The sequence below is a fragment of the Streptococcus pluranimalium genome (assembly GCF_047785745.1).
Lineage (GTDB): Bacteria > Bacillota > Bacilli > Lactobacillales > Streptococcaceae > Streptococcus > Streptococcus pluranimalium_B.
In genome coordinates this window covers 1-13,857 of sequence record NZ_JBLOJT010000044.1, presented here as the reverse complement: position 1 = coordinate 13,857, position 13,857 = coordinate 1, and the positions used below count along the sequence as shown (strand labels likewise).

The following is a 13,857-nucleotide window of genomic DNA, read 5'->3' as shown; positions in this document are numbered from 1 at the left end:
AAAGGTGAATTAAAGGCGTTAAAATCATGGAGGGAGGCGGTGCTTCTCTTCATTTTTGATTAAGGAGGATTTTTATGGGACTGCGTTTAAGTAATAAGCATTTGACAATAGCGTTTAAAGATTTAGGCGGGGAATTAACCTCAATCAAAGATGCTGATGGCCTAGAATATCTTTGGCAAGGGGATGCAACTTATTGGGGTGGTCAAGCACCGCTGCTTTTTCCGATATGTGGTAGTTTGAGAGAGGATGGAGCCTATTATCCTGAAAATGGCAAGGGACTTGAAAAAGGGTCAATGCCTCGTCATGGTTTGGTCCGAAAGTGTCACTTTAAAGGGGAGCAAGTCTCTCAAAATGAAGTAGTCTACACACTGGAAAGTACTGATGAGATGTACGCTTCTTTTCCTTATCGTTTCCAAATAAGTAGTCGTTATACTTTGCAGGACAAAAGCATTAGGATTAGTTATGAAGTAACAAATAAAGAAGGAAACGTTCGGATGCCGTTTACTTTGGGAGGACATCCAGGCTTTAACTGTCCGCTTTTGACAAATGAAGCTTATGAAGATTATTATTTACAATTTGAAAAGCCAGAAACATTGACAGTACCTCGCGTTTTTCCAGAAACGGGCTTAGTAGATTTAGATGATAGAAGTCCTTGCCTGGAAAATGTTGATAAACTTGAGCTGACCTATGACCTTTTCAAAGAGGATACCCTTGTTTTAGATCGGTTAGAGTCTCAAACCATAAGCTTGCGCTCTAAAAATCATGACAAAGGATTGAATCTTCATCTTGGAGATTTTCCCTTCCTAGTGGTTTGGTCAACTGCTAATAAAGGACCATTCGTTGCCTTGGAACCATGGTTAGGCATGTCAACCTCCAAAAATGAAACGGATTATTTTGATGAAAAAATCAACACACAATGGTTAGAACCAGGAGAAAGCAAGGCATACGCATTTAGTATTGAGATTCTATAATTTTTTCACTTGTAAGGGTTTACATAATAAAGATGATTTGCTATAATAAAATCAACAAAAAGATAAAAGTAGATCGTGACTAGTAAGACTAGGCGAGACTGCAAGTAAGTTCGAGCTGTTTTGTACAGTTTGACTTAATTGTAGTCTCTTTTTTTGTTATTTTAACTTTGAGAGGAGGTCAAATGTACCGTTTAATAAAAGCGCTCAATAATAACGTGGCTTTAGTAAAGGATGAAGATGAGCAACAAGCTGTAGTCATGGGGCTAGGCCTGGTATTTAACAAGAAAAAGGGAGATATCATCCCTGGCTCTAAGATTGAAAAGATTTTTTCGCTTCGAAATGATGAATCTAAAGAAAGTTTTTTACTGTTACTAAGAGATATGCCCCTAGATGTCATCCGGGTTAGCTATGACTTGATAGATCATTTGACTTCAAAATACGCCTATCCAGTTCAAGATTACCTTTATATCACTTTAACGGATCATATCTTTTGTTCGTATCAGTCTTTGAGAGAAGGGAGATATCAAAGAAGTCAATTACCAAATTTATCGGACACCTATTTAACAGAATACAAAATGGCGACAGAGGCTTTAGAGGTGCTTAGAGATAGGTTATCTAATTTGTTTCCAGATGATGAAATCGGTCGCATAGCCTTACATTTTTTAAATGCGAAAGGTGAAGATATTAATGTCATTAAACAAGATAAGAACGACCGTAAAACAATACTAACTTTAGTAGAAAATCAGTTGAAGAATGCGGGTATTTCCAGAGAAGGAATGAATCAAAATTTTTATGACCGTTGTATGATTCATTTAACTTATTTAGTCAATCGTCTTTATGATAAAGAAGCTCTAGTTGAGGAGCGCTTAGATTATGAGTTATCTAATCATATTAGGGAGAATTACCATCATTCCTATAACCTAGCTTCTGAGATTTTAAATACTATCGAAAACAGTTTAGGCGTTAAAGCGAATCAAGAAGAACTTATTTATTTAGCTATTCATTTGAATAAATTATTATCAAAAGGAGAAAAATAATGAACAGAGAAGAAATGACAATGTTAGGTTTTGAGATTGTGGCATATGCAGGGGATGCTCGTTCTAAATTACTAGAAGCTTTAACAAAAGCGGAGAGTGGAGAATATGATGAAGCTGAAGCACTTGTTGAAGCTGCAAACCAATGTATTATTGAAGCTCATAAATCTCAAACAACCCTATTAACAAAAGAAGCAAATGGTGAGGATTTGGAGTTAAGTTTCACTATGGTGCATGGTCAGGATCACTTGATGACAACTATGCTGTTGAAAGATATGATGAAACATATGATTGAACTTTATAAGAGAGGTACAAACTAATGAATAAACTAATTGCTCAAATTGAAAAAGGGAAACCATTTTTCGAGAAAATCTCACGTAATATCTACTTACGTGCTATACGTGATGGTTTCATCGCTGGAATGCCAGTCATCTTGTTTTCAAGTATCTTTATCTTGATTGCTTATGTTCCAAATGCATGGGGTTTCCATTGGAGCAAAGACATTGAGAATCTCTTGATGACGCCATACAATTACTCAATGGGTATTTTAGGCTTGTTTGTGGCTGGTACAACTGCGAAAGCATTAACCGATTCAATGAACCGTTCATTGCCTAGCACTAACCAGATTAACTTTATTTCAACCATGCTCGCTGCTATTGTAGGATTTCTACTTATGGCAGCTAATCCAGCAAAAGACGGTGGTTTCTTAACTGGATTTATGGGAACGAAAGGTTTATTAACAGCCTTCATTGCAGCCTTTATCACCGTAAATGTCTATAAAGTCTGTGTGAAAAACAATGTTACAATCCGCATGCCTGAAGAGGTACCACCAAATATCTCTCAAGTATTTAAGGATTTGATTCCATTTACGTTATCAGTTGTACTACTTTATATCATTGAATTGATTGTTCATGCTACATTAGGTGTTAATGTTGCGGAGTCAATTGGTAAACTTCTTGCACCATTGTTCCAAGCAGCAGATGGTTATGTTGGAATTACCATTATCTTCGGTGCATTTGCCTTCTTTTGGTTTGTTGGTATCCATGGACCTTCTATTGTTGAACCAGCCATTGCAGCGATTACTTACGCAAATGCTGAAACCAACCTTCAATTACTTCAAGCTGGTGAACATGCGGACAAGATCTTGACTTCAGGGACTCAAATGTTCATCGTTACCATGGGTGGTACAGGTGCAACACTTGTCGTTCCATTTATGTTCATGTGGTTAACAAAATCAAAACGTAATAAAGCAATTGGACGTGCATCAGTTGTTCCAACATTCTTCGGTGTTAACGAACCTATCTTGTTCGGTGCTCCACTTGTTTTGAACCCAATCTTCTTTATCCCATTTATCTTAGCACCAATTGTCAATGTATGGATTTTCAAATTCTTCATTGACACGCTTGGAATGAACAGTTTCACTGCAAACTTGCCTTGGACAACACCAGCTCCATTGGGTCTTATCCTTGGTACAAACTTCCAAGTGCTAGCATTCATTTTGGCAGCTTTGTTAATCGTAGTTGATGTCATCATCTACTACCCATTCTTGAAAGTATATGATGAGCAAATTCTTGCTGAAGAAGCAGCAGGTACGAATTCATCAGATGCCCTTAAAGAAAAAGTTGCAGCAAACTTTGACACTAAGAAAGCTGATGCTATTCTTGAAAAATCAGCAGCTAAAGAAACTAAAGAAATCACTGATCAAACTAATGTTCTCGTTCTTTGTGCCGGTGGTGGTACAAGTGGTTTATTAGCAAATGCTTTGAATAAAGCAGCTAAAGAATATGGTTCACCTGTCACTGCAGCAGCAGGAAGTTATGGTGCTCACCGTGAGATTTTACCACAATATCAACTTGTTATCCTTGCACCTCAAGTAGCTTCTAACTATGAAGATATGAAAGTGGAAACTGATAAACTTGATATTAAATTAGCTAAAACAGAAGGGGCTCAATACATCAAATTGACTCGCGATGGTCAAGGTGCATTGGACTTCGTTAAAGAACAGATGGAAAAATAATATTTCACTAGGGAAGGTTGGGGGTACTCAATCTTCCTTTATAGTGAAATGAAAATTTAGAAGAGGTATATCATGACTAAAACATTGCCTAAAGATTTTATTTTTGGTGGTGCTACAGCTGCTTACCAAGCTGAAGGTGCTACCCACACAGATGGCAAAGGGCCAGTAGCTTGGGATAAATACTTAGAAGACAACTATTGGTATACTGCTGAACCAGCAAGTGACTTTTACAATCGTTATCCAGTCGATTTGAAACTTAGTGAAGAATTTGGTGTCAACGGCATCCGTATTTCTATTGCCTGGTCTCGTATTTTTCCAACAGGAAAAGGAGAAGTTAACCCTAAAGGAGTAGAATACTACCACAATCTTTTTGCAGAGTGTCATAAGCGTCACGTTGAGCCTTTTGTTACACTTCACCATTTTGATACACCAGAAGCTCTCCACTCAGATGGTGATTTCCTCAATCGTGGGAACATTGAACATTTTGTAAATTATGCAGAATTCTGTTTTAAAGAATTCTCAGAAGTTAACTATTGGACAACATTTAACGAAATTGGACCTATTGGTGACGGACAATATTTAGTTGGTAAGTTTCCTCCAGGTATCCAATATGATTTAGCAAAGGTCTTCCAATCTCATCATAATATGATGGTTTCTCATGCTCGCGCTGTGAAACTTTTTAAAGATGGTGGCTATTCAGGTGAAATTGGTGTTGTCCATGCACTTCCAACTAAGTATCCATTTGATGCTAACAATCCTGATGATGTTAGAGCAGCTGAACTTGAAGATATTATTCACAATAAATTTATCTTGGATGCGACTTACCTTGGCCGTTATTCTGAGAAGACAATGGAAGGCGTTCAGCACATTTTAGCAGCAAACGGAGGTGAATTAGATCTTCGTGAAGAAGACTTTGCTATTCTCGAAGCGGCTAAAGATTTGAATGATTTCCTTGGAATTAATTACTACATGAGTGATTGGATGCAAGCTTTTGATGGTAAGACTGAAATCGTTCATAACGGTAAAGGTGAAAAAGGAAGTTCCAAATACCAAATTAAAGGTGTTGGTAGAAGAGAAGCACCAGTAAATGTTCCGAAAACAGATTGGGATTGGATTATTTACCCTCAAGGTCTATATGATCAAATCATGCGTGTAAAAGCCGACTATCCTAACTATAAAAAGATTTACATTACTGAAAATGGTCTGGGGTATAAAGATGAATTTGTAGATGGAACCGTTTATGATGATGGTCGTATTGACTATGTAAAAAAACATTTGGAAGTGATTTCTGATGCTATTTCAGATGGAGCTAACGTTAAAGGATACTTCATCTGGTCTCTGATGGATGTCTTCTCATGGTCAAATGGATATGAGAAACGCTACGGTCTCTTCTATGTTGATTTTGAGACTCAAGAACGTTATCCTAAGAAAAGTGCTTATTGGTATAAAGGGATTGCCGAAACGAAAGAGATCAAGTAAATTTACAATAAGAGTCGAAAGTTTTTAGATATCTCTTACAGATATCAGAAAGAATGAATGTAAAAAGATACTTTAATACAAGTTAATAGTAGTGGCCTAGTATTTTTATAGAAGTTTGTCAGAAAGATATGAGTGGTCTAGAAACTATTGATAGAAAAGAAAAATCCTTGAGAGATAATCAAGGATTTTTTTGCATTTTTTTATCCCTCCCATTTTTGAACACATTAGTGTGTGATTCTTGGTCTTTTTTAAAGCGTTTACAAAAAATATAATAAAACCATAGAAAACATAATAATTAATGGAAAGAGGTAGTCAGAATGGATATACTCCTAGCTCCCCTTAATTGGTTTTCGCAAAATATTTTGCAAAACCCCGCATTTTTTGTAGGACTTTTGGTTCTAATTGGATATTTACTTTTGAAAAAGCCTTTGCATGATGTTTTTGCAGGTTTTATCAAAGCGACGGTTGGTTATTTGATTTTGAATGTTGGTGCAGGTGGATTGGTTAATACTTTCCGACCAATTTTGGTAGCACTAGCCGAAAAATTCAAGTTAGAAGCGGCCGTTATTGATCCTTACTTTGGTTTAGCAGCTGCCAATGCTAAGTTGGAAACAATGGGTTTCATCAGTGTGGCAACAACCGCACTTCTCATTGGCTTTGGGATTAACATCCTTATGGTTGCTTTACGTAAAGTGACAAAAGTTAGAACACTCTTCATTACAGGTCATATCATGGTACAACAGGCAGCAACGATTTCGGTATTTGTATTGTTGTTGATTCCTCAATTCCAAAATGCTTTCGGATCATGGGCGGTTGGTATCATTTGTGGACTTTACTGGGCTGTTAGTTCAAATATGACAGTTGAGCCGACCCAACGTTTGACAGGCGGTGGTGGATTTGCCATCGGTCACCAACAGCAGTTTGCCATTTGGTTTGTGGACAAAGTTGCCCCAATTTTTGGTAAAAAAGAAGAAAATCTGGATAACTTAAAATTACCGACTTTCTTGAATATTTTCCATGATACAGTGGTAGCTTCAGCAACCTTGATGTTGGTCTTCTTCGGTGGTATCCTTGCTGTTCTTGGTCCCGAAATCATGTCAAATGCCGAATTGATTGGCTCAGGTTCTTATGTTCCTGAGAAACAGGCTTTCTTCATGTATGTCCTTCAAACAGCATTGACTTTCTCGGTTTACCTTTTTATTTTGATGCAAGGTGTACGTATGTTCGTTGCTGAATTGACCAATGCTTTCCAAGGTATTTCAAGCAAATTGCTTCCTGGTTCATTCCCAGCGGTTGACGTTGCAGCTTCATATGGATTTGGTTCTTCAAATGCTGTTCTATCAGGATTTGCATTTGGTTTGATTGGACAACTCATTACGATTGCCTTGTTGGTTATTTTTAAGAATCCAATTCTAATCATTACTGGCTTTGTACCTGTTTTCTTTGATAATGCAGCTATTGCCGTTTATGCAGATAAACGTGGTGGTTGGAAAGCAGCTGTAGCTCTTTCATTTATCTCGGGTGTACTTCAAGTCGCTCTGGGAGCAGTTGCGGTTGCCTTGCTCGGTTTGACAGGTGGTTATCATGGCAATATCGACTTAGTGCTTCCTTGGTTGCCAATTGGTTATCTCTTTAAATACCTTGGCATTATCGGTTATGTTATAGCATGTCTTTTCTTCTTGATCATTCCTCAACTTCAATACGCTAAAGCAAAAGATAAAGAAGCTTATTATCGTGGTGACGTTCAAGGTGAGTAATAGTTAGTTACAGTTTTAAAATTGAAAGGAAAAAAATAATGGTAAAAGTATTAACAGCATGTGGTAATGGTATGGGATCTTCAATGGTCATCAAAATGAAGGTTGAAAAAGCCCTTCGAGATTTAGGTGTCAATGATATTCAATCAGCATCTTGCTCAGTTGGTGAAGCAAAAGGATTAGCTTCTGGTTATGACATCGTAGTCGCATCCAATCATCTTATCCATGAATTAGAAGGACGAACTAACGGTAAATTAGTTGGACTTGATAACCTGATGGATGATAATGAAATCAAAACAAAATTAAGCGAAATTCTATAATGATGGGGTTGGGGAACCAACCCTTATCCTATAACTGAATTGAGGGAAACAGATGAATTTACAACAATCTTTTAAGGAAAATAGTTCAATCAGACTAGGACTAAGCGCAGACACTTGGCAAGAAGCGATTCAATTAGCTGTTCAACCATTGATAGATAGCGGAGCAGCCAGTTCAGAATACTATGATGCCATTATTGCATCTACTGAAAAGTATGGTCCTTATTATGTTTTGATGCCTGGTATGGCAATGCCGCATGCGGAAGCTGGTAAAGGGGTCTTCAAAAATGCCTTTGCACTGATTACTTTGACAAAGCCAGTGACCTTTTCTGATGGCAAAGAGGCTTCTGTATTCCTAACCTTGGCAGCTACTGACCCTTCTATTCATACGACGGTAGCTATTCCACAGATTGTAGCTCTTTTTGAACTAGATAATGCTATAGACCGTCTGTTGGCTTGTCAAAATCCAGAGGAAGTATTGAAAATGGTAGAGGAATCTAAAAACAGTCCTTATTTAGAAGGATTAGATTTGGATAGCTAAGAAATAGGAACGTTTTTAAAGATAAAGAAAGGATAAGGCTTTTGTAAAATAGTTGGGAAACGACGATTTGTATTTGGCGTCGCTCTAGCTATTTTAAAGTCTGGGAGTTTAAACATGGTAAAATCAATTCCAAATTTACAAGTGGCACTGGACCATTCTGATTTACAAGGAGCTATTAAAGCCGCAGTTGCAGTAGGGCAAGAAGTTGATGTTATCGAAGCAGGGACAGTCTGTCTGTTACAAGTGGGAAGCGAGCTAGTAGAGGTCTTACGAAGCTTGTTTCCAGATAAAATTATTGTTGCAGATACAAAATGTGCTGATGCTGGAGGAACGGTTGCAAAAAATAACGCTAACCGTGGGGCAGACTGGATGACTTGCATTTGCTCAGCAACCATTCCGACAATGGAAGCAGCCTTAGAAGCCATTAAAGAAGTTCGCGGTGATCGCGCCGAGATTCAAATTGAATTATACGGTGATTGGACTTTTGAACAAGCTCAATTGTGGTTCGATGCAGGTATTTCACAAGCTATTTACCATCAATCTCGTGATGCCCTTCTTGCGGGCGAAACATGGGGTGCAAAGGATTTAAATAAGGTCAAAAAACTCATTGATATGGGCTTTAGAGTCTCTGTTACTGGTGGTCTAACGACAGATACCTTGAAATTATTTGAAGGCGTGGATGTCTTCACCTTTATTGCTGGGCGAGGCATTACCGAGGCTGAAAATCCTGCACAGGCAGCGCGTGATTTCAAGGATGAAATTCGCCGCATTTGGGGGTGATGTGATGAGTAGCCGTCCGATTGGTATTTACGAAAAGGCAACGCCAAAGCATTTCACTTGGCTTGAACGCTTGAATTTTGCTAAGGAGTTAGGATTTGATTTTGTCGAGATGTCTATAGATGAGACAGATGAACGCTTGGCAAGGCTTGATTGGTCAAAAGAGGAGCGTCTTGAAATTGTTAAAGCGATTTTTGAGATAGGTGTTCGCATCCCAACCATATGTTTTTCGGGGCATAGGCGTTTCCCTTTAGGTTCAAATGATCCTGCCATTGAAGCAAAGTCACTTGATCTTATGAAAAAATGTATTGAACTGGCACAAGATTTGGGTGTTAGAACGATTCAATTGGCAGGTTATGATGTGTACTATGAGGATAAATCTTTTCAAACAAGGGAACGATTCATCAAAAATCTCAGACTAGCATGCGATTGGGCTGAAGCAGCTCAAGTGATTTTAGCGATTGAAATTATGGATGATCCTTTTATCAATTCCATTGAAAAATATTTGGCGATTGAAAAAGAAGTTGATTCACCGTACTTGTTTGTCTATCCAGATACGGGTAATGTTTCAGCTTGGCATAATGACCTTTGGAGTGAGTTCTATAATGGTCATCGATCCATCGCTGCTCTTCACTTGAAAGATACCTATCCTGTTACGGAAAACTCAAGTGGTCAGTTTCGAGATGTCCCTTTTGGAAAAGGGTGTGTTAATTGGGAAGAAATGTTTGAAGTCATTAAACGTAGCAATTATAAGGGACCATTTTTGATTGAAATGTGGTCTGAGAATTGCGAAACGGTTGAGGGGACAAAAGCTGCGATCAAAGAAGCTCAAGATTTTCTATACCCATTGATGAAGAAAGCAGAGGTTATCTAATGGCTAAACATTTACAAGAAATGAGAGCGCGCGTTTGTCAAGCTAATAAGTCTTTGCCAGATCATGGTTTGGTGAAGTTTACTTGGGGAAATGTCTCTGAAGTTTGCCGAGAACTTGGCCGAATCGTTATTAAACCATCAGGTGTTGACTATAACCTATTAACGCCAGAAAATATGGTTGTCACCGATTTAGAAGGTAAGGTTGTGGAGGGGGATTTGAACCCATCTTCTGACTTACCAACTCACGTAGAGCTTTATAAAGCATGGCCAGAAATCGGTGGTATTGTTCATACGCATTCAACCGAAGCAGTTGGATGGGCACAGGCAGGTCGAGATATTCCTTTTTATGGAACGACTCATGCGGATTATTTCTATGGTCCTGTTCCCTGTGCGCGTTCATTGAGTGAAGAAGAAGTAAGCAGTGCTTATGAAAAAGAGACGGGAATGGTTATTATCGAAGAGTTTACGCGTCGTGGTCTTGATCCGGAAGCTGTTCCAGGGATTGTTGTTCGAAATCATGGTCCCTTTACTTGGGGGAAAGATCCGGCTCAAGCCGTATATCACTCAGTGGTACTTGAGGAAGTTGCAAAAATGAACCGATTGACTGAAAGCATTAATCCGCAGGTTGAGAATGCCCCTCAGTATATTTTGGATAAACACTATCTAAGAAAACATGGACCCAATGCTTATTATGGGCAAAAAAATAATTGATGTAGAAAAGATAGAGGAGCAAGGCACGCGTCTGCTCCTATTTATCTTTTTCATAAATGATGCTATTGTGGGAATTTTCTAAGAAAGCTCAATCATGCTGTTGAATGGGGTATAATTAAGTTTTGAAAGAAGGAGGTAGCTTTTGTTATTAGATAAAAAAAGTTATGATTTATTAGCTTATTTAGTGGCATTAGATCAACATCAAACCATTAGTTTTATTGCTGATTACTTGCATCAATCGCGCCGTAAAATTTATTATCATTTAGAAAAAATAAATGATTCCTTGCCTCATGACGTAGCTCCAATTACGAGTATTCCTAGACTGGGTGTTTTACTAAGTTCAGAACAAAAGCTTGCTTGTCAAGAGCTGCTTGATCAGACGGATTCCTATTTCTACGTGATGAGTGCCGATGAGCGTTTGATGTTGACCACTTTAGTGATTGCAACAAGTATAGATCGAATGACTATTGATCAACTCATTGATATCTGTCAGGTATCTAGAAATACTGTACTAAGCGATTTGAATCAGTTAAGAACTCGCTTGAGTGAAGCAGGATTAGGGATAAAATTGTCAGTTACAAAAGCAAAGGGCTATCATTTTGAGGGTCATCCCATGGCTTTTATACAATATTGTTATGGACTTTTACTATCTGTGGAGCAAAGGAGTTCTAACAATTTTTCAGCCATCGTCTTTGAACAGTTAAAGCTCATCAACCAAACGCATCTTTTGTTATCAGAAGACCTCTGTCATTTTATTCGTCGTTATTTTTTGGAGGCAGAAACAAAATTGGGGAAAACCTTAAATCAAAAGGAAAGACACTTTTTGGTGAACAGCCTTCCTTATCTTCTTTTAGCTTATCGTAAATTGGAATGCCCAGAAAGTTTTAGGGAGCTTTTATTGCAAGAATTAGCGCCAGTTCGGAAGCGTTTGGAATTTCAATTTGTTAAGGATTTAGATGTCGCTATTGCTAAAAATTTTGGGATTTCTTTAGATCCCTTAGAAATTGACATCATCACTTTACTAATGCTTTCTTTTAGAAAGGATAGGGATACTCATTTAGAAAGTAGTGACTACGACAGTTTAAGACATACTATAGCCACCTATCTGACTTATTTTCAAGAGCATTTTGGTAGTCACTTTGCCAATAAAGAGGAACTAGAAAAGCAACTTTTAATGCATTGTAAGTCTTTGCTCTACCGTAAACAATACGGTATTCCTAGTTATAATCCTTTAACCGAGACGATTAAAGGAAAATATGAGCGCCTTTATACCATGGTAGCCTCAACAATCTATCTTTTGGAAGGAGAGTGGCAGGTAAGCTTAAGCGAGGATGAAATTGCTTTCTTGGTTATCCATATCGGAGGGGCTATTCGTCGCCAGAAAGATAGTTATCATCAAAAGAAAGCTATCATAGTTAGTGATGACGGAATTGCGATACAGAAATTTCTCTTAAACCGAACGCAACGCTTTATCCCCTCTTTAAAAATTGAAGCCGTTTTGACAACAGAACAATTTCAAAGTGTAGAGGATCTTTTAGATATAAATCTTATTATATCGACGCAAGATAGTTTAGAGACAGCCTTTCCGGTAGTTTTTGTTAATCCATTAATGACAGACGATGACCTTATCAGAGTTCTTAGAGTCAATCAGGGGAATTATCAACCCTGGGATAAGGAAGGGATTCAAGAAAAAATAAAGCACTGTATTGAACAGTTTGCTCCTCATTGTGACCATACAGACCAACTAGCTGCCTCTCTGGAACAAGTTATTTATCAAGATGTGATTTCAGACTTGATGTCACAAGAAAAGTTATGATCAACAAGGTAAACACAGCTCAAGATGAGTTGTGCTTTTTAGATGTTTAACAATACAAAACATCCATTTTTGAACACAAGGGTGTGTATTTCTTGGTCTTTTTTGCTAGGCCAGATAGGCATATACTTAAATTATCAAGGAAGTAAATTGGAGGATTTTTTATGCCAAATGTTAAGGATATTACACGAGAAACATGGATTTTATCAACTTTTCCAGAATGGGGAACTTGGTTGAACGAAGAAATCGAAGAGGAGGTTGTAGCAGAAGGAAACTTTGCTATGTGGTGGCTAGGTAACTGTGGTGTTTGGATTAAAACCCCTGGTGGCGCTAATGTGGTGATGGACCTTTGGGCAAATCGTGGGAAAGCTACGAAGAAAGTGAAAGATATGATCTGGGGGCATCAGATGGCGAATATGGCTGGCGTTCGTAAACTCCAACCAAACTTACGTGTCCAACCAATGGTTATTGATCCTTTCGCCATTAATGAATTAGACTACTACTTAGTATCTCATGTGCACTCAGACCATATGGATATTTCCACGTCAGCAGCGATCCTGAATAATCCCAAACTTGATCATGTGAAGTTTGTAGGGCCAAGTGGTTGTGCCGATATTTGGAAAGGTTGGGGCGTTCCTGAAGACCGCATTCAAGTCATCAAACCAGGCGAAAGTTTTGAGTTTAAAGACATCAAAGTGACAGCTGTTGAATCTTTTGATCGTACTTGCCTGGTGACACTTCCTATTGAAGGTTACGAAGAAAATGGTAATAGTTTATCAGGACTTCCAGTAAGTGATGAGCTTATGGCAAGCAAGGCTGTAAACTATATTTTTGAAACACCTGGTGGAACCATTTATCACGGGGCAGATTCTCATTTTTCAAATTATTTTGCCAAACATGGGCGTGATTTCAAGATTGATGTAGCTATTAACAACTATGGTGATAACCCAATTGGTATCCAAGATAAGATGACCTCTATTGATCTTCTTCGAATGGCTGAAAATCTTGGTGCTGAAGTTATTATTCCAGTCCATTATGATATCTGGTCAAACTTTATGGCATCAACGGATGAAATTTTGGAACTCTGGAAAATGCGTAAAGAACGTTTACAATACAAATTCCACCCATTCATTTGGGAAGTTGGTGGAAAATATACATACCCTCAAGATAAAGACCGCATCGAATATCATCACCCACGTGGATTCGACGATTATTTCTTAGAAGATTCAGATATTCAATTTAAAGCTTTGCTGTAGAAAGTATGGAAGAGAAGTCCAGTTCAAGGAACTGGACTTTTTGATGTTAAGGCTAAAAAATAGACTTTTTATCGATGTTTCAATTTGCTTGTCATCTACATGACTTTAAACTTTAAGAAAAAAACGTCCACTTGTGAACTGCACCCCAAAAGTTAGACACAAAATCTAACGATTGGGGTGTTTTTCTTATGAAGTTAAGTTATAAAGATAAACTAGAAATATATGAGCTGAGAAAGAACGGAATGTCGTGGCCTCGGATTAGTCAACAATATGATGTTCATATTTCTAATCTCACATACATGATGAAACTCATG

Annotated in this window: 13 protein-coding genes; all 13 read left to right on the top strand. The window is 38.0% G+C overall.

Annotated elements, in window-relative coordinates; all coding sequences use genetic code 11:
- The first annotated feature begins 74 nt into the window (after window positions 1-74).
- The 13 genes from ACMZ6U_RS06175 to ulaG all read left to right on the top strand — a co-directional run bounded on the left by ACMZ6U_RS06175 (window position 75) and on the right by ulaG (window position 13,543).
- Complete coding sequence (locus ACMZ6U_RS06175) at window positions 75-971, top strand: aldose 1-epimerase family protein (protein ID WP_416107156.1); 897 nt, start codon at window positions 75-77, stop codon at window positions 969-971.
- A gap of 182 nt (window positions 972-1,153) precedes the next feature.
- Window positions 1,154-2,008 carry a PRD domain-containing protein gene (locus ACMZ6U_RS06170; RefSeq protein ID WP_416107154.1) on the top strand — a complete coding sequence of 285 codons (855 nt, stop codon included), beginning with the start codon at window positions 1,154-1,156 and terminating at the stop codon, window positions 2,006-2,008.
- Window positions 2,008-2,325, top strand: coding sequence for a PTS lactose/cellobiose transporter subunit IIA (locus tag ACMZ6U_RS06165; protein WP_416107152.1), 318 nt, complete (start codon window positions 2,008-2,010; stop codon window positions 2,323-2,325). The genes ACMZ6U_RS06170 and ACMZ6U_RS06165 overlap by 1 nt, the downstream gene beginning before the upstream one ends.
- Window positions 2,325-4,022 carry a lactose-specific PTS transporter subunit EIIC gene (locus ACMZ6U_RS06160; protein WP_416107150.1) on the top strand — a complete coding sequence of 566 codons (1,698 nt, stop codon included), beginning with the start codon at window positions 2,325-2,327 and terminating at the stop codon, window positions 4,020-4,022. Before ACMZ6U_RS06165 ends, ACMZ6U_RS06160 begins: the two co-directional genes overlap by 1 nt.
- A 72-nt stretch (window positions 4,023-4,094) precedes the next feature.
- Window positions 4,095-5,501, top strand: a complete 1,407-nt coding sequence (gene lacG, locus ACMZ6U_RS06155) for a 6-phospho-beta-galactosidase (protein WP_416107148.1) — start codon at window positions 4,095-4,097, stop codon at window positions 5,499-5,501.
- A gap of 317 nt (window positions 5,502-5,818) precedes the next feature.
- The gene (locus ACMZ6U_RS06150; RefSeq protein ID WP_416107146.1) at window positions 5,819-7,258 is read left to right on the top strand and encodes a PTS sugar transporter subunit IIC; all 1,440 of its coding nucleotides are present in this window, start codon (window positions 5,819-5,821) and stop codon (window positions 7,256-7,258) included.
- Between the two features lie 38 nt (window positions 7,259-7,296).
- The gene (locus ACMZ6U_RS06145; RefSeq protein ID WP_115129685.1) at window positions 7,297-7,575 is read left to right on the top strand and encodes a PTS sugar transporter subunit IIB; all 279 of its coding nucleotides are present in this window, start codon (window positions 7,297-7,299) and stop codon (window positions 7,573-7,575) included.
- A gap of 52 nt (window positions 7,576-7,627) precedes the next feature.
- Window positions 7,628-8,113: a PTS sugar transporter subunit IIA gene (locus ACMZ6U_RS06140; protein ID WP_415671067.1), complete on the top strand. Its 486-nt coding sequence runs from the start codon at window positions 7,628-7,630 to the stop codon at window positions 8,111-8,113.
- Between the two features lie 114 nt (window positions 8,114-8,227).
- Window positions 8,228-8,893, top strand: coding sequence for a 3-keto-L-gulonate-6-phosphate decarboxylase UlaD (locus tag ACMZ6U_RS06135; protein WP_416107144.1), 666 nt, complete (start codon window positions 8,228-8,230; stop codon window positions 8,891-8,893).
- A gap of 4 nt (window positions 8,894-8,897) precedes the next feature.
- Window positions 8,898-9,764 carry an L-ribulose-5-phosphate 3-epimerase gene (locus ACMZ6U_RS06130; RefSeq protein WP_416107158.1) on the top strand — a complete coding sequence of 289 codons (867 nt, stop codon included), beginning with the start codon at window positions 8,898-8,900 and terminating at the stop codon, window positions 9,762-9,764.
- A complete protein-coding gene (locus ACMZ6U_RS06125) occupies window positions 9,764-10,474 on the top strand; it encodes an L-ribulose-5-phosphate 4-epimerase (RefSeq protein WP_416107142.1) in 711 nt (236 codons plus the stop codon). Before ACMZ6U_RS06130 ends, ACMZ6U_RS06125 begins: the two co-directional genes overlap by 1 nt.
- Before the next feature lie 142 nt (window positions 10,475-10,616).
- Window positions 10,617-12,290, top strand: coding sequence for a BglG family transcription antiterminator (locus ACMZ6U_RS06120; RefSeq protein WP_416107140.1), 1,674 nt, complete (start codon window positions 10,617-10,619; stop codon window positions 12,288-12,290).
- Between the two features lie 161 nt (window positions 12,291-12,451).
- On the top strand, window positions 12,452-13,543 hold the full coding sequence (ulaG, locus tag ACMZ6U_RS06115; protein WP_416107138.1) for an L-ascorbate 6-phosphate lactonase: 1,092 nt from the start codon (window positions 12,452-12,454) through the stop codon (window positions 13,541-13,543).
- Window positions 13,544-13,857: the final 314 nt, after the last annotated feature.

What these genes read in the sequence shown, in the direction of transcription:
- ACMZ6U_RS06130 (WP_416107158.1), top strand. Translation starts at nt 8,898, where the DNA reads ATGAGTAGCCGTCCGATTGGTATTTACGAAAAGGCAACGCCAAAGCAT.
- ACMZ6U_RS06125 (WP_416107142.1), top strand. Translation starts at nt 9,764, where the DNA reads ATGGCTAAACATTTACAAGAAATGAGAGCGCGCGTTTGTCAAGCTAAT.
- ACMZ6U_RS06165 (WP_416107152.1), top strand. Translation starts at nt 2,008, where the DNA reads ATGAACAGAGAAGAAATGACAATGTTAGGTTTTGAGATTGTGGCATAT.
- ACMZ6U_RS06175 (WP_416107156.1), top strand. Translation starts at nt 75, where the DNA reads ATGGGACTGCGTTTAAGTAATAAGCATTTGACAATAGCGTTTAAAGAT.
- ACMZ6U_RS06145 (WP_115129685.1), top strand. Translation starts at nt 7,297, where the DNA reads ATGGTAAAAGTATTAACAGCATGTGGTAATGGTATGGGATCTTCAATG.
- ACMZ6U_RS06135 (WP_416107144.1), top strand. Translation starts at nt 8,228, where the DNA reads ATGGTAAAATCAATTCCAAATTTACAAGTGGCACTGGACCATTCTGAT.
- ACMZ6U_RS06150 (WP_416107146.1), top strand. Translation starts at nt 5,819, where the DNA reads ATGGATATACTCCTAGCTCCCCTTAATTGGTTTTCGCAAAATATTTTG.
- ulaG (WP_416107138.1), top strand. Translation starts at nt 12,452, where the DNA reads ATGCCAAATGTTAAGGATATTACACGAGAAACATGGATTTTATCAACT.
- ACMZ6U_RS06140 (WP_415671067.1), top strand. Translation starts at nt 7,628, where the DNA reads ATGAATTTACAACAATCTTTTAAGGAAAATAGTTCAATCAGACTAGGA.
- ACMZ6U_RS06160 (WP_416107150.1), top strand. Translation starts at nt 2,325, where the DNA reads ATGAATAAACTAATTGCTCAAATTGAAAAAGGGAAACCATTTTTCGAG.
- ACMZ6U_RS06170 (WP_416107154.1), top strand. Translation starts at nt 1,154, where the DNA reads ATGTACCGTTTAATAAAAGCGCTCAATAATAACGTGGCTTTAGTAAAG.
- lacG (WP_416107148.1), top strand. Translation starts at nt 4,095, where the DNA reads ATGACTAAAACATTGCCTAAAGATTTTATTTTTGGTGGTGCTACAGCT.